General features: G+C 38.0%; 21 protein-coding genes and 1 riboswitch. Of the genes, 15 read left to right on the top strand and 6 right to left on the bottom strand.

Annotated elements, in window-relative coordinates; genetic code table 11:
* Positions 1–103: 103 nt before the first annotated feature.
* The 6 genes from VXN63_RS08170 to VXN63_RS08145 all read left to right on the top strand — a co-directional run bounded on the left by VXN63_RS08170 (position 104) and on the right by VXN63_RS08145 (position 6,523).
* The gene (locus tag VXN63_RS08170) at positions 104–1,219 is read left to right on the top strand and encodes an S-(hydroxymethyl)glutathione dehydrogenase/class III alcohol dehydrogenase (protein ID WP_327757534.1); all 1,116 of its coding nucleotides are present in this window, start codon (positions 104–106) and stop codon (positions 1,217–1,219) included.
* 4 nt (positions 1,220–1,223) lie between these two features.
* Positions 1,224–2,057, top strand: coding sequence for an S-formylglutathione hydrolase (gene fghA / locus VXN63_RS08165; RefSeq protein WP_327757533.1), 834 nt, complete (start codon positions 1,224–1,226; stop codon positions 2,055–2,057).
* 176 nt (positions 2,058–2,233) lie between these two features.
* Positions 2,234–3,121 carry an RNase adapter RapZ gene (gene rapZ, locus VXN63_RS08160; protein ID WP_327757532.1) on the top strand — a complete coding sequence of 296 codons (888 nt, stop codon included), beginning with the start codon at positions 2,234–2,236 and terminating at the stop codon, positions 3,119–3,121.
* Positions 3,121–4,131, top strand: coding sequence for a gluconeogenesis factor YvcK family protein (locus VXN63_RS08155; protein ID WP_327757567.1), 1,011 nt, complete (start codon positions 3,121–3,123; stop codon positions 4,129–4,131). Before rapZ ends, VXN63_RS08155 begins: the two co-directional genes overlap by 1 nt.
* 38 nt (positions 4,132–4,169) lie before the next feature.
* The gene (gene whiA / locus VXN63_RS08150; protein ID WP_225743329.1) at positions 4,170–5,105 is read left to right on the top strand and encodes a DNA-binding protein WhiA; all 936 of its coding nucleotides are present in this window, start codon (positions 4,170–4,172) and stop codon (positions 5,103–5,105) included.
* A gap of 443 nt (positions 5,106–5,548) precedes the next feature.
* Positions 5,549–6,523, top strand: a complete 975-nt coding sequence (locus VXN63_RS08145; protein ID WP_327757531.1) for a Gfo/Idh/MocA family protein — start codon at positions 5,549–5,551, stop codon at positions 6,521–6,523.
* A 112-nt stretch (positions 6,524–6,635) separates the two neighbouring features.
* Here the strand turns inward: VXN63_RS08145 and VXN63_RS08140 are convergent, their stop codons facing one another.
* Positions 6,636–7,361: a potassium channel family protein gene (locus VXN63_RS08140; protein ID WP_327757530.1), complete on the bottom strand. Its 726-nt coding sequence runs from the start codon at positions 7,359–7,361 to the stop codon at positions 6,636–6,638.
* A 170-nt stretch (positions 7,362–7,531) separates the two neighbouring features.
* A complete protein-coding gene (locus VXN63_RS08135) occupies positions 7,532–7,786 on the bottom strand; it encodes a hypothetical protein (protein WP_327757529.1) in 255 nt (84 codons plus the stop codon).
* A gap of 207 nt (positions 7,787–7,993) precedes the next feature.
* Here VXN63_RS08135 and VXN63_RS08130 point away from each other — a divergent pair, with 207 nt between their 5' ends.
* From VXN63_RS08130 to VXN63_RS08120, 3 genes are all read left to right on the top strand, one after another.
* Positions 7,994–8,875 (top strand): LysR family transcriptional regulator, encoded by an 882-nt coding sequence (locus tag VXN63_RS08130; protein WP_327757528.1) that lies wholly within the window; start codon positions 7,994–7,996, stop codon positions 8,873–8,875.
* A 134-nt stretch (positions 8,876–9,009) separates the two neighbouring features.
* Positions 9,010–10,767, top strand: a complete 1,758-nt coding sequence (locus VXN63_RS08125) for an ABC transporter ATP-binding protein (protein WP_327757527.1) — start codon at positions 9,010–9,012, stop codon at positions 10,765–10,767.
* Positions 10,764–12,515, top strand: coding sequence for an ABC transporter ATP-binding protein (locus tag VXN63_RS08120; protein WP_327757526.1), 1,752 nt, complete (start codon positions 10,764–10,766; stop codon positions 12,513–12,515). Before VXN63_RS08125 ends, VXN63_RS08120 begins: the two co-directional genes overlap by 4 nt.
* 74 nt (positions 12,516–12,589) lie before the next feature.
* Here the strand turns inward: VXN63_RS08120 and VXN63_RS08115 are convergent, their stop codons facing one another.
* Positions 12,590–13,303: an MgtC/SapB family protein gene (locus VXN63_RS08115; protein ID WP_327757525.1), complete on the bottom strand. Its 714-nt coding sequence runs from the start codon at positions 13,301–13,303 to the stop codon at positions 12,590–12,592.
* A gap of 276 nt (positions 13,304–13,579) precedes the next feature.
* Here VXN63_RS08115 and rsxC point away from each other — a divergent pair, with 276 nt between their 5' ends.
* The 4 genes from rsxC to VXN63_RS08095 all read left to right on the top strand — a co-directional run bounded on the left by rsxC (position 13,580) and on the right by VXN63_RS08095 (position 19,443).
* A complete protein-coding gene (gene rsxC, locus VXN63_RS08110) occupies positions 13,580–14,905 on the top strand; it encodes an electron transport complex subunit RsxC (protein ID WP_327757524.1) in 1,326 nt (441 codons plus the stop codon).
* 6 nt (positions 14,906–14,911) lie between these two features.
* Positions 14,912–15,928 (top strand): RnfABCDGE type electron transport complex subunit D, encoded by a 1,017-nt coding sequence (locus VXN63_RS08105; protein WP_327757523.1) that lies wholly within the window; start codon positions 14,912–14,914, stop codon positions 15,926–15,928.
* Positions 15,929–16,127: 199 nt separating this feature from the next.
* A complete protein-coding gene (gor, locus tag VXN63_RS08100; RefSeq protein WP_327757522.1) occupies positions 16,128–17,498 on the top strand; it encodes a glutathione-disulfide reductase in 1,371 nt (456 codons plus the stop codon).
* Between the two features lie 193 nt (positions 17,499–17,691).
* A riboswitch (purine riboswitch) is annotated at positions 17,692–17,789 on the top strand.
* Between the two features lie 187 nt (positions 17,790–17,976).
* Entirely contained in the window at positions 17,977–19,443 is a 1,467-nt protein-coding gene (locus tag VXN63_RS08095) for an NCS2 family permease (protein WP_327757521.1), read from the top strand.
* Positions 19,444–19,509: 66 nt separating this feature from the next.
* On the opposite strand, the gene VXN63_RS08090 is transcribed toward VXN63_RS08095, so the two are convergent.
* The 3 genes from VXN63_RS08090 to VXN63_RS08080 are packed head-to-tail and all read right to left on the bottom strand — an operon-like array spanning position 19,510 to position 22,317.
* A complete protein-coding gene (locus tag VXN63_RS08090) occupies positions 19,510–20,730 on the bottom strand; it encodes an ABC transporter permease (RefSeq protein ID WP_327757520.1) in 1,221 nt (406 codons plus the stop codon).
* Positions 20,720–21,439, bottom strand: coding sequence for an ABC transporter ATP-binding protein (locus VXN63_RS08085; protein ID WP_327757519.1), 720 nt, complete (start codon positions 21,437–21,439; stop codon positions 20,720–20,722). Before VXN63_RS08085 ends, VXN63_RS08090 begins: the two co-directional genes overlap by 11 nt.
* A gap of 14 nt (positions 21,440–21,453) precedes the next feature.
* Positions 21,454–22,317, bottom strand: a complete 864-nt coding sequence (locus tag VXN63_RS08080) for an efflux RND transporter periplasmic adaptor subunit (protein ID WP_327757518.1) — start codon at positions 22,315–22,317, stop codon at positions 21,454–21,456.
* Positions 22,318–22,568: 251 nt separating this feature from the next.
* Between VXN63_RS08080 and VXN63_RS08075 the strand changes: the two genes are divergently transcribed.
* Positions 22,569–23,312 carry a metallophosphoesterase family protein gene (locus VXN63_RS08075; RefSeq protein WP_327757517.1) on the top strand — a complete coding sequence of 248 codons (744 nt, stop codon included), beginning with the start codon at positions 22,569–22,571 and terminating at the stop codon, positions 23,310–23,312.
* Positions 23,313–23,320: 8 nt separating this feature from the next.
* A complete protein-coding gene (locus VXN63_RS08070; RefSeq protein WP_327757516.1) occupies positions 23,321–24,145 on the top strand; it encodes a metallophosphoesterase in 825 nt (274 codons plus the stop codon).
* Positions 24,146–24,182 lie beyond the last annotated feature (37 nt).

The raw sequence follows: 24,182 nt of genomic DNA, 5'->3' as shown, positions 1-24,182 counted from the left end.
GAGGAATTAGTGTAGTGACAAAAATGTCAGTATTCACATTGACTGTATTATACAATACAATTAGACAGAACGATATAAAAGAAATAGAAAGAGGGTATTCACTATGAAAAGTAAAGCAGCCGTAGCGTTCGGTCCGGGAGAACCACTTAAAATCGTAGAATTAGATGTTGAAGAACCAAAAGCAAATGAAGTTATGGTCAAGATTCTTTATACGTCCGTTTGTCATACAGATGCTTTCACACTGTCTGGACAAGATCCGGAAGGAATTTTTCCTTCAGTGCTTGGACATGAAGGTGCAGGAGAAGTCGTTTCTGTAGGAGAAAATGTCACTTCTGTTAAACCGGGGGACCATGTTATTCCTCTTTATACCCCTGAATGTGGAGAATGTAAATTCTGTCTTTCAGGTAAAACAAATTTGTGCGGAGCTGTTCGTGAAACGCAAGGAAAAGGTTTGATGCCAGATGGTACAACACGTTTTTCATACAATGGAGAACCTGTTTATCATTATATGGGAACCAGTACCTTCAGTGAATACACAGTCGTCAATGAAATTAATTTAGTTAAAGTAGATGAGCAAGCACCGTTAGACAAAGTTTGTTTATTTGGTTGTGGAGTTACAACGGGTATTGGAGCTGTAGAGAAAACAGCTCAAGTAGAAGAAGATGCAGTAACAGCTGTATTTGGATTAGGTGCTATTGGACTAGCCGTGATCCAAGGCCTGAAAAAAGCAAATGCTAAGCGTATCATCGCTATTGATATGAACCCAGATAAGTGGTCACTAGCAAAAGACATGGGCGCAACAGACTTTATCAACCCAGCTGATTACGATAGACCGATTCAAGAAGTCATCGTTGAAATGACTGACGGTGGTGTAGACTATAGTTTCGAATGTATCGGAAATGTAGAAGTAATGAAATCTGCACTAGAAGCTTGCCACAAAGGCTGGGGCGAGAGCATCATTATTGGGGTTGCCGGTGCTGGACAAGAAATTCATACACGTCCATTCCAACTTGTAACCGGAAGAGTCTGGAAAGGTTCTGCCTTTGGTGGTGTCAAAGGACGTTCAGAGTTACCAGGTATGGTTGATGACTATATGAATGGAGATATTGATTTGGATTCATTTATTACCCACCATTTGAAATTCAGTGAAATCAATGAAGCCTTTGAGTTACTACACAAAGGAGAATCTATCCGTACGATTTTGACATATGGAGAGTGATAGAATGACGATAAAACTTCTTGAAACGCACAGAGTATTTAAAGGAGAACAGCGCAAATACAGTCATTATTCTACAGTTCTAAACTGTGATATGGTATTCAGCTTGTATTTGCCTGAAGCTTCTGAAAAACAGCCGACATCGTTAATTTGGTGGCTTTCAGGATTGACCTGTACAGATGACAACTTCAGTCAGAAAAGTGGCTTTCAAAAAGCTGCTTCTGATCAAGCTGTTGCAGTGGTTATTCCAGATACTTCTCCGAGAGGGGAAGATGTCCCAGATGAAAATCGATACGATTTAGGTAAAGGTGCAGGATTTTATATTGATGCTATACAAGAACCATGGGCAAAACATTATCAAATGTACTCTTATCTTACAGAAGAATTACCAGAAATCGTTCATCACCTGATTCCTGATTTTTCAGGTAAAGAAAGTATTATGGGACATTCGATGGGTGGTCATGGTGCATTGGTACTGGGATTGAAACAAGCGCAGCGGTTTAAAGCGATATCGGCCTTTGCGCCAATCATGACACCTAGTGAGGTGCCATGGGGCCAACAGGCTTTCTCAGCGTATCTTGGGACAGATGAAGAATCTTGGAAAGAATGGGATGCAACCTATCTAATCAAGCAAGTAGAGCAAGCACCGCCTCTACTGATCACTCAAGGAACAAATGATCAGTTTTACGATGAGCAGTTAAAGGAAGACACTTTCTTGAAAGCTGCGGAAGGTAAAAACGTTCAGTATCAAGCAGAAGTCGGTCATGATCATAGTTACTTTACAATTGCGACATTTATTAAAAAGCATATCCAATTTCATATAAATGAATTGAATAGATAACAAATGAGTTACCAGAGAAGCAGCTAGCGTACGAGTCAGTACGTTAGCTGCTTTTTATACTTTTTAGAATAGTTTCGCTATACTGTATACATGACACACCCGGAATGTTATAATAAATAGAATGAGTCACTTTATTTTGATGATAAAAAGGAACAAACTAAAGGGAGTGCTGGCAAGTGGCAGAAAACATCGAACTCGTAGTCATTACAGGTATGAGTGGCGCAGGTAAGACTGTAGCAATGCAAAGTTTTGAAGATATGGGCTATTACTGTGTAGATAATATGCCGCCAAATTTACTTCCGACATTCTGGGATTTAGTCAGAGAGTCTGGGCAGTTTTCAAAAATCGCTCTAGTTATGGATTTGAGAATGAGAGACTTTTTTGATCAAATGAAAGAAATGATCCTCAAAGTGGAAAATAGTCCACATATTACGACTCGGATTCTATATTTGGAAGCCACAGAAAAAGAACTGGTTTCTCGTTACAAAGAAACACGTCGATCACATCCTTTAGCCACAAGTGGACGAACGATTGATGGCATTAGAAAAGAACGTCAATTACTTGAAGACATTAAAACACGAGCGCAAGTTGTCATTGATACATCGAATTTGACGCCGCGACAATTAAGAGAAGAATTAATCAGTAATTTTAAAACAAAAGAAAAAGAAATGTTTAGAGTTGAAATGGTATCTTTTGGTTTCAAATATGGACTTCCAATTGATGCTGACGTAGTTATGGACGTCCGTTTTCTACCGAACCCGCACTATATCGAAGAATTACGACCACAAACGGGATTAGACAAGAAAGTCTATGATTATGTGATGCAACAACCCGAGACAGAACCTTTCTATAAGAAATTTGCTGAATTGTTAGACTATTCGCTTCCTGGATATAAGAGAGAAGGAAAGAGTAGTGTTACGATTGCAATAGGCTGTACTGGTGGGAAACACCGTTCAGTTGCACTTGCTGAAAGGCTCGGACATAAAATCCAGGCTGATGGATATCTGGTCCATATCACTCACCGGGATAAAGATAAGACAAAGGAGTCTACCGTTCGATCATGATGAATTCAAAACAGAAAAAAAGACGACCAAAGATTGTCGTGATTGGTGGCGGAACAGGGCTGCCAGTCGTTTTAAAAAGTTTAAAAGAAAAAGATGCTGATGTAACAGCGGTCGTGACTGTCGCAGACGATGGAGGGAGCAGTGGTGCATTACGTGAGAGCATCAATGCTGTGCCACCAGGTGATTTGAGGAACGTCCTGATCGCATTATCTGAAATCCCAGAAACGTTTAAAGAAATTTTTCAGTACCGTTTCAAAACTGATGACGAAACACTTGCAGGTCATTCAATTGGGAATCTAATTATTTCTGCAACAGCAGATATGAAGGGTAATATCTATGAAGCCATTCAGTTGCTTGCTAAAATGATGCAGGTAAAAGGGCATGTGTACCCAGCAGCAGAAGAACCATTAATTCTGAATGCAAGATATGTTGACGGTTCTACTGAAAAAGGAGAATCCAAAATTGCTAAAGAAGGTAAGATGATCGACTACGTGGCACTTTCTTGTGTAGGAGAAGCGCACCCGATCATGGCGAGCCGTAAAGTGGTCTCTGCCATCATGGATGCGGATATGGTGGTTTTAGGACCAGGAAGCTTGTTTACGAGTATCCTACCCAATCTGATGATTCCTGATCTTGGAGAAGCTGTTATGAATACGGAAGCCAAAGTGGTTTATATCTGTAATATTATGACACAGCTTGGTGAAACAGAAAATCTTTCTGATGCAGAACATATTCAAGTATTGCACAAACACTTAGGGAAAAAATTTGTGGATATTGCTCTAGCGAATATTGGCAAAGTGCCCGATGAATACGTTGAAGACATTCAATCCACAGAAAATTTACTCCAAGTAGAGCATGATTTCAAGAGTATGCAAAAAGAAGTTCCGATTATTATTTCGGATGATTTTTTGGAGTATAGAAACAAAGGCGTTTATCATAACGGTGAAAAAGTAGCAGAAGAAATCTTTAGGACAGCATTTAACGCACAAAGAGCTTTTCTGAAATTTTAACCGTAGATGATGGAGTTGGCAAGAGAGGAAGAGAAAACGTGTCATTTGCAGCTGAAGTAAAAAAAGAATTAACGATGCTTGAAGTTCATCCGGAACATGCTAAGGCAGAACTTGCCGCATTGATTCGAATGAACGGAACATTAAGTATAGTGAATCAAGAATTCTTATTGAACGTGCAGACAGAGAATGCAGCGATTGCTAGACGCATTTATTCATTAATCAAAGATAACTTTGATGTAGAGTCTGAATTGCTTGTTCGTAAGAAAATGAAGTTAAAGAAAAATAATGTTTATATTGTTCGATTGAAAAGTGGAAGTAAATTGATTTTATCTGAACTAGGTATTATGGATGGAATGCTTTATCATGGTCACGTTCCGGAAGAAATTACGAAAAATAGACAAAAAGCGAAATCTTATTTAAGAGGTGCCTTTTTAGCAGGAGGATCTGTGAATAGTCCGGGTACCAGTCGATATCATCTAGAAATCCATTCTAGCTACGAAGAACACAACGAAGATATCTGTAATATGATGAAAGAATTTGAATTAAACGGTCGTACACATGAAAGAAGAAACGGCCATATCGTTTACTTGAAAGAGTCAGAAAAAATCGCGAATTTCCTTTCTCTTATTGGCGCGACAGGAAGTATGTTCAAGTTTGAAGATGTACGAATCGTCAGAGATATGAGAAATTCTGTTAATCGACTTGTAAACTGTGAGAATGCGAACATGAACAAGACGATTGATGCAGCAGGAAAGCAGATCGAGAATATCAAGCTGATCGACAAAATGGTCGGACTGGATTCTATACCTGATAAACTTCAAGAAATTGCTTTGCTTAGAGTAGAGTATCCAGATGTAAGTCTGAAGGAGCTTGGAGAGCTGGTGCCTAACGGTGGCGTATCCAAATCTGGTGTCAATCATCGTCTTAGAAAATTAAATAAAATGGCGGAAGAACTAAAAGAATATCCGGCTTAATTTAAAAAGAGGGATCCTGAAAAGAATTTATCGGGATTCCACCTTGTTTTAACCGTAACTTTAAAGTAAACTAGTTAATTGAGTCATCACTCACCATGGTGTAATGGATAACACCTGAGATTCCGGTTCTCAAGCTGGGGGTTCGATTCCCTCTGGTGAGGTCATATAGAGCAGAAACGCTGGTTCGATGGCGTTTCTGCTTTTTTGTCTTCATTTTAGAAACTGTGATATACTTTGAACAAATTCTCAAGAAGAGATTAGGGACAAATTCGTTCAAAGTAAAATGAATACGTTTACTTTGAACGTCGTCTGTATGTTATTATGGGAATGTATTTAAATAAATTATCGACTAATCTATGTGGTTGCGTCAAAACTATAAGAGAAGGTTTATGATGAACGATTGCATGAATTGACCAATGATGATAAAACGGAGGATACTTAAGATGAAGAAATTTGGATGGGCTTATATTGGTTGTGGCGGAATTGCTCAAGGTACAGCAAAAGAATTGGTTCAAACAGAAGATAACCAGATTGTTTCTGTATGGAATAGAACAAGATCTAAAGCTGATACATTTGCAGAAGAATTTGGCGGGACAGTATATGCGACAGCCGAAGAGGCCATTAGTGCACCAGAAGTTGAAGGCGTTTACGTCAATGTGAACGGAGATCAACATGGCTACTATACAGAATTAGCTATCAAAAATGGAAAAGCTGTTCTTTGTGAGAAGCCCTTTACAATCAATGAACAAGAAGCTAAAGATGTTTTTAATCACGCTACAGAACAAAATGTGTACGTATCAGAAGCGATGTGGACTTGGCACAATGAGACTGCTTTAAAAGTTAAAGAATGGATTAATTCTGGAGCGATAGGAGAAATTGTCTCAGCTGATAGTGCATTCGAAGTCGCCTTACTTAAATATACAGATAATCCAAGGCTAACAACACCTTCGATGCTGGGGGGGGCATTAATGGATTTAGGTGTATACAATATCAGATACAGTTACGAGCTTTTTGGATTACCAGAATCAATTCAGTGTGAAGGTGAAATGCATGAGGTGGACTACAAAGAAGACATCGTATTCCATTATGCAAATTTTGATGTAACTATGAAGGTTTCAATGAAAGAAGATGGCGGACACTTTTTCAATATAAAAGGGACAAAAGGTTCAATAGCCGTTCCTCAGTTCCATATGGCTAAAAAAGCTGTATTGACGACAGATGAGGGAGAGAAAACATTTGAGGCAAGTGAAAATTTATTATATGGCAAGCAATTTTCAAATGTTGCTCAAGAAATTCGCTCTGGAAGAAAAGAAGGAGAATATATCTCTGCTAAAAGCACCATTGAAGTCATGGGATTGCTAGACGAATGTCGTAACCAAATGGGGCTTGTGTATCCACAAGAAATGGACAAAGATTAAGCTGATGAAAATGCTCTATTGTAAGAAAGTGCTGATCTCGTTAATGAGATCAGCACTTTTTTAGTAGTCATGAATTTAAGAAGGACGGTTTTTATTTTCTAATTGATCTATTTTAATAAATCAACAAATCGATTTTATCATTTAAATCTTGGATTGATTTGCTTTGATCTGTAGTTTCTTCTTCATCAGTATTCATGAAAAAAGAAGTAATGGTGCTGGTTAGTGCACCAAATAATCCGATACCAGTCAGCATCAACATCATAGCGGCTAATCTGCCAAAAGGAGTGGTAGGAGAGATGTCGCCATATCCTACAGTTGTAGAAGTCACAAAAGCCCACCATAATGCATCGATAAAAGGAACACTTTCCGTAATAGAATAAACCAACGCACCGATTAAAAGCATGATACCACCGGCGTAAATCATGTAAGAAAAGCCATTTGTATTAAAGAATCGCTTCAAGTGTCTTGTAGCTTTGCCAATCAATCCAATCATTCGGGTCAATCTCAACATTTTGGAAAGACGACCTAGACGAGAAAGTTTGGTCAAACGAACTACTCTAAATAAACGTGCTAGTCTGAACATAGCAAAAACAGAATTTAATGGAATAATTGCGATTAAATCAAATAAATTAGCTTTGAAAAAAGTGACTTTGTTTTCAGAAGCAAAGAACCGACCAGAATAATCTAAAGCAAATACCAAAAGGATCATTCTATCCATTTCTTTGAAAGGTGATTGTGTTAAATTAAGTACAGATAAGATATCCAAAACGACCATACAAACAGAAAATAGTGCGAGAAAAATGATCACAGGATCATAGTACTTCTTAAGTAGAGTCAAATTAGTTGATCCTTTCAGTTTAATGAAATAATGTAAAATGCAAAAACAGACTATTTAAGATGTTTTCTAACGCATTCAATGTACCATTGGAATTGTCTTCAAGCAATATAAAAAAGCAGTCGAGATGGAAAAAATCTCGACTGCTTTAAAAATGCCTCATAGGTAGACTGTTAAACGAGCTCAATAACTAATTTATCTTCTTCGTTTAAAGAGATAGCGCCATTTGAATGCCATTCTCTTCCAGTAGATAAAGGATGTGAATAAAGGAAAATATCATTAGGTAGCACATAAAATACAACATTTTCTTCTTCAACAACGATTTTTTGAACAGATTCAGTGGGACCATTCTTAATTTCAATATCCGTTGTACCTAAGCCAGATTGAACGGTATTGATTAATGGAAAAGGTGCATTGTTTGTAGACATAGTAAATTTCTCCTCTCAATTTTAATTACTTTAATCATAAAGCTAATGCGTATAAAGATAAACTAATAAGGTTCTACGTTGTTTGTTTTAAGCATTAGGTTGTTCTCTTACTATTAGTTTCGTTATAATAATTTTTAGGCTTATTTGGAACATGTAAAAATAAGTTAAAAGATCAGTTGAATACCAATTAAGAAATGAGATGGGTCCATGAATTTGAAACAATTAGAGTATTTTCTTACGATCGTAGAAGAAGGCCAGATCACAGCAGCGGCCAAGAAACTTCACATAGCACAACCGCCATTAAGTTATCAGCTTCGCTTACTTGAAGAAGACCTTGGTGTACAATTAATGAAAAGAGGTTCTAGAAAGATTACCTTGACGCCGGCAGGAGAATTATTGAAACAAAGAGCTGAGCAAATATTTTCAATAACGACCGCTACGAATCGAGAGATGGAACTATTCAAAAAAGGAAACACAGGAACCTTATCAATCGGGACTATATCTTCATCCAGTACAGTCATTCCGGACCAGTCAATCTTATCGTTTGCTAGTCGATATCCAAATATTCAATTTGATATTCACGAAGGTAATAGTTACGAAGTAATCGAGATGCTTGAAAAAGGTGTGATTGATGTTGGGATTGTTAGAACCCCTTTTAAAAAGAGCGGGTTAGAAATCCGGTATGCAAAATCTGAGCCGATTGTAGCCGTTTTTCCAGAAGGAAAGCACTACGGTAAACAGGAAGAATTAATCGAATTAATTGAATTGTACGATCAACCATTAATCATCTACAGACGATTTGAAGAATTGATTCATGATGCATTTGAAAAAGAACAAATCACCCCTTCTATAAGATGTAGAAATGATGATGCGAGAACGACACTCAATTGGACAAAATCGGGCTTTGGTATCGGAATCGTTCCCTTATCCGCTTTGAGTGCTCAAGACAAAGTAGAAATGACATACAAAGAAATTAATGTCAAAGAGCTTCATACTCAAATGGCAGTAGTTTGGAAAAGTGACCGTCAGCATATACCACTTGTACTGGAGTTTATCGAATCATTTGCAAAATCTATCGAATCCATATAAATTAGTATAGGATATAGAGTAATATACTAACATGAGTATACTTACAGATTTATTATGTATTTGTTCGTATAAGTGAACTAGTCTACACTCAAAAGAGTGAGAAAGAATGGAAACTAAAAAGGGGCTCAATTATCTTGATAAGATTACTTAAATACGCAAAAAAGAATCAGATGTATGCATACTTGGGCGCGATAGCTAAACTACTGGAAGCAGTATTTGAATTATTCCTGCCAATTTTGTTAGCAAGACTGATTGATAAAGGAATTAATGCTGGAGATACAGATTATGTCATTAGGACAGGTGGGTTGATGCTCATACTTTCTGTAGTTGGATTTGCCTTTGCTATGGTCTGTCAATACTCTTCATCGATTGCTTCACAAAGTTTTGGTACAGAACTAAGAGAAGTGTTGATTAAAAAAATCAATACATTCTCTCACAAAGAAATTGATGACTTTGGTACTTCAACGTTAACCACGCGAGTGACAAATGATGTCAACCAACTTCAACTAGCTCTAGCAATGTTGATTCGTCTAGTCATCAGAGCACCGTTTTTAAGTGTAGGATCGATTATTATGGCGATCTATATTAGTCCACGATTGGCACTTGTATTCGCAGTGTTATTACCAATTTTTGCTATCATACTAGGCATTATCATGTGGATCACTGTACCCTTATATAAAAGAGTGCAATTGAAGCTGGATCAGATGGCCCAAACGGTTAGTGAAAATATGAGTGGTGTACGAGTCATTCGTTCTTTTGCTAGAAGACGTTATGAAGCAAAGCGCTCAACTGAAAATAGTGAGCAATTATCTAAAGCCAATATTCTTGTAAATAATTTATCTGCTTTAATGACACCGGCAACGACGTTTGTTATGAACATTGGGATTATGGTTATTTTATATATCGGAGCGATTCAGACAAATAATGGTGCTTTGTTTCAAGGTGAAGTTTTAGCTTTAATTAATTACATGAATCAAATGCTTTTAGCGTTGATTGTTGTAGCGAACTTAGTAGTGATTTTTACGAAATCACAGGCGTCTGCTTCAAGAATCAATGAAGTGTTGGACGCAACGGTGAATATCGAAAATTCTACTGGTACGTATACATTAGAAGACGTTCAAGACAAACCACAAACTGCCATCAGATTTGATCATGTATCGTTTGACTATGATGCAGATGCAGCTGATGCACTTTCAGATATTGACTTCTCTGTACCCGTTGGAAAGGTACTTGGAATTACAGGTCCTACTGGTAGTGGTAAGAGTACACTAATCAATTTGATTCCTCGTTTCTACGATGTAACAAAAGGGAAAGTTTCTGTTTATGATGAGGATGTTACACACTTCCAGTTAAAAGAATTGAGAAATCTGATAGGGTTTGTACCTCAAAGAAATACCTTATTTAGTGGAACCATCGCTGAAAACCTTAGATGGGGGAAAGCAGACGCAACGGATGAAGAGTTATACGATGCATTGCGTATTGCTCAAATGGAAGAGTTCGTTAGAGGAATGCCAAATGGCTTGGAATCAACAGTATCAGAAAACGGTAAAAACTTTTCTGGTGGGCAGCAGCAAAGACTGACCATTGCCAGAGCATTGGTTTCTAAACCGAAAATTGTTATTTTGGATGATTCATTAAGTGCATTGGATTACGAAACAGATTACAACTTACGTGAAAGTCTGAAAGGTATTAAAGACGCAACGGTCATTATTGTGTCTCAAAGAATCAGTTCGATTCAATCAGCTGATCAGATTCTTGTAATGGACAATGGACAATTAGTAGGCAGTGGTACCCACGAAGCCCTACTTGAAAGCTCTGAAACATATAAAGAAATTTATCAATCACAAACTGATCCGTCATCGACAATATTGGAGGAGGAAGAAAAAATATGAAAAAGAAAAAAATTCATCCTTCAGACTTAAAGAGATTAACAGGATATTTAAAGAATTATAAGATCATTGCGGTGGTTGCTTTAATCTTTGGGATTGTTTCAGGAGTTGGAACAGTAGCGTCCACCTACTTGATTGGTCTTAGTATCGATACGCTTGTCGGTGCAGGAGAAGTTGACTTCACTGCTTTATACCGTGTATTAATCTGGTTAGGTGTCGCTTATCTAGTGACCGTATTGTCTCAATGGTTGGTAAGAGTATTATCTAATCAAGTTTCATTTAAAATTGTTAGAGATTTACGTGTAGATACATTCTACAAACTAAACCAACTTCCTTTAAGCTTTTTTGACCGCACAAGTCACGGGAATGTGGTTAGTCGTTTCACAAATGACTTGGAAAGTTTATCAGAAGCATTGGTGCTGATTTTGAGTAACCTGTTTACTGGTGTCATTATCATTTTTGCTTCGTTAGGCTTTATGTTATATCTAAGCCCAATCTTAACCTTAGTCATTGTACTCATTACGCCGCTATTTTTCTTAGTAGGATGGTTAGTAGCGAAATATTCTCAGAAATATTTCACGAAACAGCAAAATATCTTAGGGAACTTATCTGGGTATGCTTCAGAAATGATTACGGGGCAAAAAGTTGTTAAAGCTTTCGGTTATGAAGCAGAGATGGAAAAAACTTTTCACGGAATGAATTTGGACCTATATAACTGGGGACAAAAAGCTCAATTCACTTCTTCTGTAACCAACCCTGCAAGTCGATTTATCGATCATGTTGCGTACTTGTTGATTGGCGTTGTTGGTGGAATACTGGTTATTAATGGAACTGGATCTGTGACAATCGGTACAATTTCAAGTTTTGTGATTTATTCTTCCCAATTTTCAAAACCTTTTATTGAAATTTCAGGTATCATGACGCAAGTTCAAACAGCCGTAGCGGGACTAAGTAGAATTTTCAAAATTATTGATACACCTGTTGAAAAACAAGATGAACCAGATGCGATTGTCTTGGATAAACCTCAGGGTAAAGTAGACTTCAAAGATGTTTCATTTTCATACGATCCTAAGACAACTTTGATTGAAGACTTAACAATTTCGGTTGAACCTGGAGAGACCGTCGCAATTGTAGGACAAACTGGAGCAGGGAAATCGACCTTGATCAACCTCCTAATGCGTTTTTACGAATTGGATAAAGGAACGATTGAAATTGATGGTATAGATAGTACGGAGTATACTCGTGACAGTTTGAGAACGAGCTTTGGTATGGTTCTTCAAGATACCTGGTTGTTCAACGGAACTGTAAAAGAAAATATTCGCTATGGTAAACCGGATGCGACAGATGAAGAAGTGATCAAAGCGGCAAAATCAGCTTACGCACATTCATTTATCGAACGTCTCCCTAAAGGCTATGATACGAAATTAGGGAACAAAGGGATTTCTCTTTCAACTGGTCAGCAACAATTACTGACGATTGCAAGAGTCATGCTGGCAGATCCTCCGATGCTGATTTTGGATGAAGCGACAAGTTCTGTAGATACACTGACTGAAATCAGAATCCAGACAGCCTTCTTGAAAATGATGGATGGAAGAACAAGCTTTGTCATAGCGCATAGACTTTCGACTATTCGAGAAGCCGATGTTATCTTAGTAATGGATAAAGGTAGCGTAGTAGAAGTTGGAAATCACGACGAACTAATGAAAGAAAAAGGCTTTTACTATAGACTGCATGAATCACAATTCAAATAAAAAAAGAGCGAAACCTCGAGGTTTCGCTCTTTTTTTAGTTAATATTTTAAATAAATAAGTCGGATTATCCTGGACTAATTGTCTAGTGTTGTTTTAATTGTATTGATCTCAAAGATATTCTTACTTTCTCCAAGGAAGGCAATGAATTTCATCATATTGAATTTCACTGGAAGATGAAGTGTATACAGATCTCGACAAACAGATGTACCATCATCACGGTAGGTTATGGAGTGATCAGTCGAAACAACACTGATATGATTTTCTTTGAAGCATTTCTCCAAGTAATTTAAGGTTTGCTCTCTATTTACATAGCGAATTTCTAATTGCTTTGTCCGTTCAATCTTAAAGATGCTTTTGACGCTTCTTAAAACGAGTAACATAATCAGTGTGCTGGAAATGGCCATAAAATAATAGCCCATACCCGCGGAAATCCCTAAACTAGCTACCGCCCAGATAGAAGCAGCTGTTGTTAAACCAGTGACACTTCGTTTACTTACGATAATTGTCCCAGCACCTAAAAAGCCAATTCCGTTAACAATTTGTGCTGTTAGTCGAGTGATGTCGGTTGTAACGATTGGTGCTAAATCAGTGTTATCACTGGCAAATTCAATAACCCACTGACTAGCTTCTAATTGAGTGAGTGTAATAATAGCAGCGCCTAAACTAACGAGCGTATGGGTACGTATCCCCGCATCGCGTCCTTTTAATTCTCGCTCGTAACCAATAATGCCACCTAGAGAAGCAGCGATCAAGAGTCTCAGTAGTAATTCCACATTTGTAAATACCATAACGACTAACCTCCTCTACCTATTGATCCTTTTATAATAGCTCTATCATACTAAATATTGCGTGTAAAGTTAACTATTACAGACGTTTAAAAATGACAAATGAAAATGCTTTTATATTTATAAAGGATTCTGTATAATTAGATTAAGACTATCTAATTTATAATAATTAAAATGTAATAATAATAATATTCTAGAAAAGATTCTTTTGTATCAAAAAGTTATACTAAACTAAGACGACATCAACTTGAAAATCATCATAAAGAGAGGAAGATCGAAATGCAGTTTTCTTTTATGAGAAAACAGGGTGGATCACATCCTGAAGAGAATAAAGATAGAACAAGGAAACTTCCAATTGTAGACGCGACCGTTCCTAAAGTATTGATTTTTCCAGTATCCATGCATATCGGAGCACCTGCTAAACCGATTGTAGAAGTTGGCGATCAAGTTAAAGTAGGACAAATGATTGCTGAAGCCGGAGGATTCATTTCTGCTAACATTTATTCTTCTGTATCAGGAGAAGTGATTGCAGTTGAAAAAAGACCTTCAACAGGTGGGGACATCGATTCAGTGATTATTAAAAATGACTTCGAGTACACAAAAGATGAACCGATTGTGGAACCAGGTAGATCAATGGATATGACAGATGATGAAATTATTGAAACGGTTCGTAAAGCAGGAATCGTAGGGATGGGTGGAGCAACCTTCCCAACTGCAGTAAAATTGAGTCCACCGCCGGGAATGACGATTGATACGTTGATTATTAACGGTGCTGAATGTGAACCTTATTCAACATCAGATAATCGTGTGATGATTGAATATTCTGAAGAAATTGTGAATGGAATCAACGTGATCAGAAAATTATTCCCTAAACTTAAAAAAGTTTACATAGGGATAGAAGATAATAAACCAAATGCACTGAAAGCATTGGAAGAAGCGACAAAAAATTACCGTGATGTAATCGTTCAGCCTTTAAAAACCATGTATCCACAAGGGTCAGAAAAGAACTTGATACAAACGATGACAGGTAGGGAAGTACCTCCAGGTGGATTACCAGCGGAAGTGCGTTGTGTGGTCATGAATACCTCCACACTGCGTGCTTGTTACCGAGCGTGCGAATATGGGGAACCACTGACTGAGAGAATCGTTTCCGTTTCAGGTACTCCAATCAAAGAACCAAAGAATCTACTTGTGAAAATCGGTACACCGATGGATTCTTTGATTGAAGACTGCGGAGGTTTTTCTGAAGTACCAGGAAAAGTCTTATCTGGAGGACCAATGATGGGGAAACCTGTATCTGACTTAGGGATCTCAATCATTAAAGGAACAACAGCAATCACAGTCCTGACTCCGGCAGAAGCAGATGAAGGTGAAGAAAAAGATTGTATTATGTGTTCAGAATGTCTAAATGTTTGTCCGGTCAGCTTACAGCCTATCCTAATTAGTGATGCATTTGATCGAGGAAATCTGCAGAAAGCGAAAGAACTAGGTGCTATGGACTGTATTGAATGTGGTAACTGCTCATTTATTTGTCCATCAAAAATTCCACTTTTAGATAATATTCGTGCTGCTAAAGCTGCAATCAAAGAACAGGAAGCGGGGTAGAAATTTATGGCGCAAACAATGGACATTAAAGGGAAACTTCAAGTAGGGCCTTCACCACATGTTCGTTCCAAACGCACTTCAGCGTGGATAATGGGGCAAGTGATGATTGCACTTATACCACCTATGATTGCTGCTACTTTCTTCTTTGGACTGCAAGTTCTTTTAATGGTAGCTGTGGGTATTGGATCGGCGGTATTAAGTGAATACGCCTATCAAAGAATCCGGTACCAGCAAGTTAAAATAAATGACTTGAGTGCCGGCGTTACGGGTATGCTGATAGGATTGAGTTTGCCAGTGACAGCGCCACTTTGGACCGTTGTACTGGGATCAGTATTTGCCATTGTGATTGTAAAACAACTTAACGGCGGAATTGGTAAAAACTACTTTAATCCAGCTGTTGCAGCTCGAGTTATGCTGAAAGCATTTTTCTCTCCATGGATAACAAACTGGGTTTTACCAAGTGCTTGGGGAGTAGATGCTGTCGCTGGTGCGACCCCTCTTGAATTTATTGGAAATCGTGCTCAGACGGTTTCAGAACAGGTACCTGAACTATGGGATTTATTTTTAGGTATCAATCTTGGAGGAAACGTCGGAGAAACATCTAAATTAGCTATACTGATTGGTATGCTATACTTAATATTTAGAAGAGTGATTCATCCGAAAATTCCGATATTATATATATTGACCACTGTAGTGATTATGGGATTCTGGAGTGCGTTTAATTTTGACTTTATGATGACACATGCACTTACTGGAACGCTTTTTTTCGCAGCGACATATATGGCTACAGATTATAGCTCAGGCTCATTGACCCCAGCGGGAAAAACAGTTTTTGCAATTGGGTGTGGGGTGCTAACAGCATTCTTCAGGATTGTCTTCAATTATCCCGGGGGAGTAGGGTTTGCAATTTTAATTATGAACTTCCTCGCTCCTTTTATCGATGGCAAATTAATGCCAAGAATTTATGGACACAAAACACGTCCGGCAACTAAATATGATCGTCAAGGCGAGTTAAATAGATAATCTGAAACCAAAAAGCATCTCTTTGCAGCAATTAGCTGAAAAAGAGGTGCTTTTATGCCATTATTGAGCCAAGTATTAAAGAAAAATAAATAGCTAAAAATCATTAGAATAAAATTCTTTAGGGAAAAGATACTAGGTAAGAGCAGAGATTCATTGTACAATAAGTAAGTGAAGACTGTATAAGTTAGGATGAGAAAAAATGACAAAGACAATCAAAGAAAATCACTATGACTATTTAGTAATCGGTGGTGGTAGCGGAGGGATTGCATCTGCTAACCGTGCAGGAATGCATGGAGCAAAAGTAGCCTTAATTGAAGCCAATGATCTTGGCGGAACTTGTGTGAATCTTGGTTGCGTACCTAAAAAAATTATGTGGCACGTATCTGAGATGATGGAAGAACTAGACTTATATGCCGCGGACTACGGAGTGGAGTTAAGTGAAGCTCCAAAACTGGATTTTAAACGGATGGCTGAAAATAGAAGAACCTTTATCGAGTACTTGCATACAGCTTATAAAAAAGGATTAGACAGCAATAGTGTTGAACTGATTAAAGGATATGCAACATTTGTTGATGAGTCTACCGTAGAAGTAAATGGAAAACAGTATACGGCAGATCATATTTTATTGGCAACAGGAGGAAAACCGAAGCGTCCCGACATTCCTGGTAGTGAATTTGGTATTGTTTCAGATGGCGTGTTTGACTTGAATGAACTACCTAAAAGAGTAGCTGTCGTTGGCGGTGGGTACATCGGAGTGGAAATGAGTGGAATTTTCCACGGGTTTAAAGCAGATACGCACTTATTTATCCGCAAGCCTATGCCGCTTTATGGATTTGATTCTATTATTTGTGAAGGCTTTACTGAACTAGCAGAAGCAGAAGGTAAACATGTTCATACCAATAAATCGGTTAAAGAAGTTAAAGAAAACCAAGATGGTTCTTATACAATGTATTTTGAAGATGGATCCACACACGAAACGGATCTTATTCTTTGGGCAACAGGAAGAACACCAAATACTGAAAATTTGAACCTTGAAGTGACAAAGGTTAATCTTTATCCTGGCGGGTATATTGAAACGGATCAGTATCAAAATACGACAGCTGAAAACATCTATGCAATAGGAGATGTAACGGGGAGAGTAGAGTTGACACCTGTAGCCATCGCAGCTGGAAGACGACTCTCAGAAAGAGTATTTAACGGGAAAAAAGATTTATATCTGGACTATAATACCATTCCAACAGTATTTTTCACGCATCCTCCAATTGGAACGGTAGGAATGACAGAAGAACAAGCAAAAGATGAATATGGGGACAATGCTATAAAAGTATACACATCTAAATTTACTTCAATGCATAGTTCAATTACCAAAAATAAACAGAAATCTTATATGAAATTGGTTTGTCTAGGTGAAGATGAACAAGTCATTGGTCTCCACGGTATTGGCCGAGGAATGGATGAGCTGCTACAAGGATTTGCGGTAGCGATTAAGATGGGTGCAACAAAAGCTGATTTTGATGATACAGTAGCGATACATCCAACAGCAGCTGAAGAATTTGTTACGATGAGATAATTCTTAAGAGAGCCTTTATAAGAGGTTCTCTTTTTTTTGAAAGCTTTTACATGTTCAGTTTCAAGCCGTTTAATTGAACGTTAATGGATGAATAAACATTGAAACATCCCTAAACACGAACTTTAACAAGAATAAAAGAAGTAATGTTCTATTGTGAGGTTGCTTTTTTGATGAATGCCCATTATAATTGGAAATGAATTTGTATAAATCATCTAATATAGTTTAGCGATACGGGCTAACGTTTCTACCAATCACCTTAAAGGATTGACTATTAGATCTAGAGAAAATGGGTTCGTTCATTTCTCAAAGATCATTTAGTTTTTAAGGATGAGTATACTCATCCTTTTTTATATGCTCTTATTTTACTTAATCATACTGAAAAAGTAGAGCGGATCAGTCCGTAGACAGCTGACAATGACGAGAGGTTATACAAGAGCTTCGAGAATCGAAGTATCTATCTTGAAAGAGGGTCATATCAGTGTTAGAAGAATACTTTCAACTGAAAGAAAATAATACAAACGTAGGACGTGAAATTGCAGCGGGGGTTACAACTTTCTTCGCAATGTCTTATATCGTTTTTGTAAATCCGCAGATTCTATCTTTAACAGGAATGCCATCTCAGGCTGTCTTTCTTGCAACGATTATCTCTTCAGCAATTGGGACATTGATCATGGGGCTTTACGCTAAAGTACCTTATGCACAAGCACCAGGTATGGGGCTGAATGCCTTCTTTACTTACACAGTCGTATTCGCATTAGGATTCTCATGGCAAGAAGCGCTGGCGATGGTCTTCATCTGTGGTATCGTGAATATCGTAATCACCATGACGAGTATTCGTAAAATGATTATTCACTCTATTCCAGAAACCCTTCAACATGCAATTGGTGGCGGAATCGGTGTATTCATTGCTTATATTGGCTTAAAAAATGCGGATTTTCTGGAATTCACATCTGAAGCTCCAAATATTATCTCTGCTAATAACGAAGCTTTTGATGCAGCAAAAGAGACGTATCAAGGTGGATTGAATACAGTCGTAACGGGTGGGGGTATTATTCCCGATCTTACAGCTTTTGCGACACCGCATGTATTACTGGGACTTGTTGGTTTGATTCTGACAGTTATTTTATTGATTGCAAATGTTAAAGGCGCTATCTTAATAGGGATTGTTGGAACAACTTTAATCGGTATTCCAATGGGAGTCACTGATCTATCTGGTCTGACAAATCCTGCAAACTCAATAGGAGCAGCTTTTTCTGATCTTGGAATCACATTTGGAGCGGCATTTGGCTCGGAAGGTTTTGGCTCACTTTTAGCTGATCCATCTCGTTATGCACTTGTATTTATTACCGTATTTGCTTTTACATTGACGGATATTTTTGACACGATTGGAACGTTTATCGGCACAGGTCGTAAAACAGGTATCTTCACTTTAGATGATGAAAAAGCAATGGATGAAGGTAAAGGGATCAATACAAAGCTAGAAAAAGCATTGTTTGCAGATGCTATCGCAACAACTGCTGGTTCAATCTTTGGTACTTCAAATGTAACAACATTCGTAGAAAGTACAGCAGGCATCGGAGCCGGTGGACGTACTGGTTTGACAAGTGTAGCTACAGGGATCATGTTCTTGCTAGCAGCAGTATTTTCTCCTGTGATTGCAATCGTACCTGGAGCAGCAACTGCACCTGCATTGATTGTAGTAGGGATCATGATGATGTCAGCATTTGGAGAAATTAATTGGAATGATTTAGAAGAAGCAGTACCCGCATTTTTCGCATCCATCTTTATGGGATTCTCTTATAGTATTTCTTACGGAATTGCGGCAGGATTTGTTTTCTATATCATTACTAAAGTAGTTAAAGGAAAAGCAAAAGTCGTTCATCCAGTTATCTGGGTCACAGCAGCCTTGTTTATCATTAACTTTATTGTAATGGCAAATATTTAAAAATATAAACATAAAAGCCTACGCTAATCAATCTTTTGATTGTTAGCGTAGGCTTTTTGATAACTTCTATTCGTAACGCAATGCTTCGATTGGATCTAGTTTTGCCGCTTTTCTTGCAGGGTAAATACCAAAGAAAACCCCAACCGCTGTAGAAAAGACTAGTACAAGCACGACACTTCCAAGTGTTATATTTGGTACAATGTCAAGAAATCCAGCAATGAGGTTGGATAACAGGATACCTAAAGTTAATCCAATTAATCCACCAATTAAACTTAAAATAATGGATTCCATCAGGAACTGAGTTAGAATCGTATTGGTTGTTGCACCGAGCGCTTTTCGAGTACCAATTTCTCGTGTTCTTTCAGTAACAGACACGAGCATGATATTCATGACTCCGATACCTCCTACTAGTAAGGCGATCCCGGCAACTGCCGCAATAAAGTTGATGAATAATCCAAGGACATTATCCACTTGATCTAGTGCTTGTAAGAAGTTGGTCGCGTTATACGTATTTTCTCCTACGGCATTGTTTCTTAGTTCAAGCAAGCGGACGATCTGGTTAGAAACAGGCTCAATCTGTTCAGTTGCTCCAACTTCGATAATAGCAGAACTAATACCAGCAAACTGCGGAATGGCGTTTCCGATTGTAGAGTTTGGCATCGCGATAAACAATGGCAGTTCACTTGTATCGAATGCGCCTTGCATATCTCCGAATCTTCCTTCTACAATCCCAACGATTCTTAAATTAAGTGGGACTTGAGCAGCCGTTACGCGCAAAGTTTCTCCAACGACATTCTTACGTCCAAATAAAGCTTCTGCCGCGTCTTCATCAATCACAACAACGTCTGCTGATTCATCATAATCGTTTTGATTAAAGTAGCGTCCATCAACCAGATCAGAGCTCATCGTCTGGCTAACATATTGCAGATCAGGAGTACCATATGAGATAACCGCCTGTCTGGATTCATCATCAGAGGATAGGGTTCCTTGAGTCTGTTCGTTTGGAGAAATATAGCGGATATCTTCTATAGACTCCTTTAGTACCGATAAATCCTCGTTGGATAAAGCTTCACCACTTTGGTCAGAATCACTTGCGCTTAGTTGGATCGTTGTAGCACCTAGATCACTGAATGTACCAGTGATTTCACTAGCAGCTCCATTTCCTACTGCGAGTATGGCAATAACAGAGGCTATTCCGATAATAATTCCAAGCATGGTCAGAAAAGAACGCATTTTATTAGCGAAAATACTATCTAGTGCCATTTTTAGATTTTCTTTAAAGAACATGTTCGTCCACCTCCGTTTGTTTCAAACGTTTAGGCGTCAAGTATTCATCTTTTTGAAGTACACCGTCTCTGAAATGAATAGTCCGTTTAGTATACTCAGCCATTTCAGGCTCGTGCGTAACCATGACAATCGTTGTACCTTCATCATTAAGGTCCTGAAAGATTTTCATAATATCTTCTGTAGTTTTAGAATCCAAATTTCCTGTAGGTTCATCTGCCATCAATACTGAGGGATTGTTTACGATAGCTCTAGCAATCGCTACACGCTGCTTTTGGCCCCCGGATATCTCATTTGTGAGATGGTTGATACGATTACCTAAACCAACTTTTTCTAAAGCTTCAATCGCTCGTTCTCTTCGTTCTTTTCTGGGAACCTTCGCGTAGACAAGAGGGAGCATAACGTTTTCAAGCACGCTCATTCGAGTCATCAAATTAAATGACTGAAAGACAAATCCGATTTCTTTGTTTCGAATATGTGCCCGTTCGTTATCTGAAATTCCAGATACATCTGTCCCATTCAAAAGATAGGTGCCGCTGTCAAATTGATCTAATAATCCGAGTATATTCATTAAGGTAGATTTTCCAGAGCCACTAGGACCCATTATAGAGGTGAATTCTCCTTCTTGAATGGATAAAGAAACTTTGTCTAATGCTTTCAAAGTCTCTCCACCCATCCGGTAAATCTTTTCGATATCTTTGATCTCGATCACGAGAATACCTCCTATTAATCTTCTAGTTCTACTTGCGTATCCTGAGTAACGTCGTCTCCTGGAGATAATATAACTTGGTCTCCTTCAGATAAACCATTCGTTACTTCAATAGTGGTATTAGATTGAATACCCGTCTCAATTTCGACTCTTTGAGCTGTCTGATCAACAACCGTATAGACGTAAGGTTGATTGTTTTCATCATAGTTCAAAGCCTCAATTGGAACAATTAAAGCTTGATCAGCAGAAGCAACCGTTATATCAGCATCAATTTCAAATCCAGCAATTAATCCTTCAGGCTGGTCATCAAATGTTACCACTGCGCCAAGTGAAGTGGTAGAACCGACTTGAGATTGTTCTTGCGTTGCTACAGGGTTGATTTGGGAAACCGTCCCTTGATATTCTTCATTAGAATAAGTCAGCAATACAGGTTGATCGATTTCTACTAAATTAGCATCTGAACGAGATAACTGAATCATGACTTCAAGATTGTTCAAGTCAGCTAAAACGATAGAAGCTTGTCCTTGTTGTGCGTTATTATCTGGTTCTTCTTCAGAAACATTCACTTCAGTAATTGTTCCGTTGAAATTTGCAGTATAAGCAGTACCATCGAGATAAGTGAGTAACGTATCCTCTTCTTCAACAGTATCTCCAACAGCTACGTTTAATTCAGAAACGATTCCTTGACCTAAAACTTCTTGAGTTTCAGAAGGAGCAATCGTACCATTAGATACGACAACTTCTGTGACTGAGTCTTCTACGACTTCAGCAGTTCTCACAGTAGGTGATTGCTCATCTTGTGAGCTATTCCAAATACTAAATCCAATAAACCCTAAAACAGCTATCAACAAGATAGCACCTAACCATTTTTTCCAATTCATTTACACTGCTTCCTCTCTTCATTCGTACATTTTTATTCATAAAATGATTATACCGTTCGATATGAACGAATTCTATGAAGAAAACTTGAAGATGTATGAATATTGATTCAATTTATGATAACTAACCACAATAGTATTCACTAAGGTTAGTCATGTCATAGGGGGAAATGCCTAAATGGTTAAGTCCATTTCATGTGTATGGTAAGATAGCTATACAGACATTAGGATGAGAGTTATAGGGGGATTGTCATATGAAAGACAAATTATTTATAATTGGGGATATCCATGGTCAGATCACCATGTTCAATCAACTTCTAGAGTACTGGAACAAAGAAGAGGAACAGCTCGTACTAGTTGGAGACTTGGGGGACCGTGGCGAGAATCCAAAAGCTTGTTTTGAAAAAGTCAGAGAATTGATAGAAAAAGAGCAAGCCATTTGTTTAAGAGGAAATCATGAAGAGATGCTTCTGAATTTTATGAAAAAACCCAATGAGTTCAGTTCTAACTATGCGATGAATGGTGGAATGGTAACCGTTGCTTCTTTTTTACAGACAGAATTAAAGGGAAAAGAGCCTATTGAATTGGCGAGTAGTCTTCAAGAGAAGGCGCCATGGTTGAGACCGTTTATTGAAAACTTGCCACTTAAATTTGAATGGGGAAACTTTCTCATTGTACACGCGGGGGTTAATTTGACGATTCGTAACTGGAGAAATACGAGTAATCGAGATATGGTATGGATACGAGAAGGCTTTTATGATCAGTCAAATAGGACGGGAAAGACAATTATATTTGGGCATACCGTTACAGCCATGTTAAACGAAGATCCAACAGATACCTCAATATGGAAAACAGAAGATGGAAAAATCGGTATTGACGGAGGAGCTGTATATGGGGGTAGCCTTCATGGCGTTGTCATTGACAAAGAAGGTATAATTGATCAATATAGTATTGAAAACAAAGGATATGCGTATAGCAACCATTTGCGAAAGGAATAAAAGATTGTATGAAAATCGGTATGATATCGGATCTGCATATAGATATCAATGAAAAAGCACTAAAACTAGATGAAACTGCAGAATCACTAGTCACACAAATGATTTTAGATCAGGAATTGGATATTTTACTGATTGCGGGAGATATTTCCAATCACTATGAAAAGAGCCAGAAATTTCTAGAAGATATACAAAAAACCACTAACGTTCAAGTGTTTTTCACACCAGGAAATCACGATTACTGGTCAAAAGAACATGAAATAAAAGATACGAATCAAATTGATGCTTTTTTCACTTCAAAAAAAGAGTCCCTGGTGGGAAACCCTAAAATTCTTAACGATGAGTGGGCTATTGTAGGTTCACCAGGATGGTATGATTATGGCTACGGAGATCATCAAAAGTATTCAATCGAACAATTTGACAAGAAAAAATATAAATTTGCATCCTGGAATGATCGGCATTATGTAGACTGGGGTATGGACGATCAAAGTGTTAGCAAGAGAATGCTGGATCAACTAACAAGCGATATGGAATCCGTTGGTAACCGAAAGATTATTTTGATGACACATGTAGCGACACATCCAGAATTTGTTGTACCATTACCCAGTCGAATATATGACTATGCGAATGGATTCTTAGGAGCTAAATCATACGAAACGCTTTATAAAAAGTATCCCCGTATTGAATATAGCTTGATGGGGCACGTTCATTTTAGAAAAACTTATCGAGATACTGAGCGGACTTACATTGCTGCTTGCTTAGGAAACAAGAGACATTGGAGTAACAAGAACTTCAAAGCACAACTAGAAAAAACACTGGTCGTAATCGATCTATAAGAGAAAGGTAGAAGTCGAGGCTACTCGTTTTCTACCT

This window comes from Marinilactibacillus sp. XAAS-LB27 (assembly GCF_036039175.1).
In the GTDB taxonomy this organism is placed as follows: domain Bacteria; phylum Bacillota; class Bacilli; order Lactobacillales; family Carnobacteriaceae_A; genus Marinilactibacillus.
The sequence above is the reverse complement of the archived record's forward strand: the minus strand, read 5'-3'. Positions and strand labels throughout refer to the sequence as shown.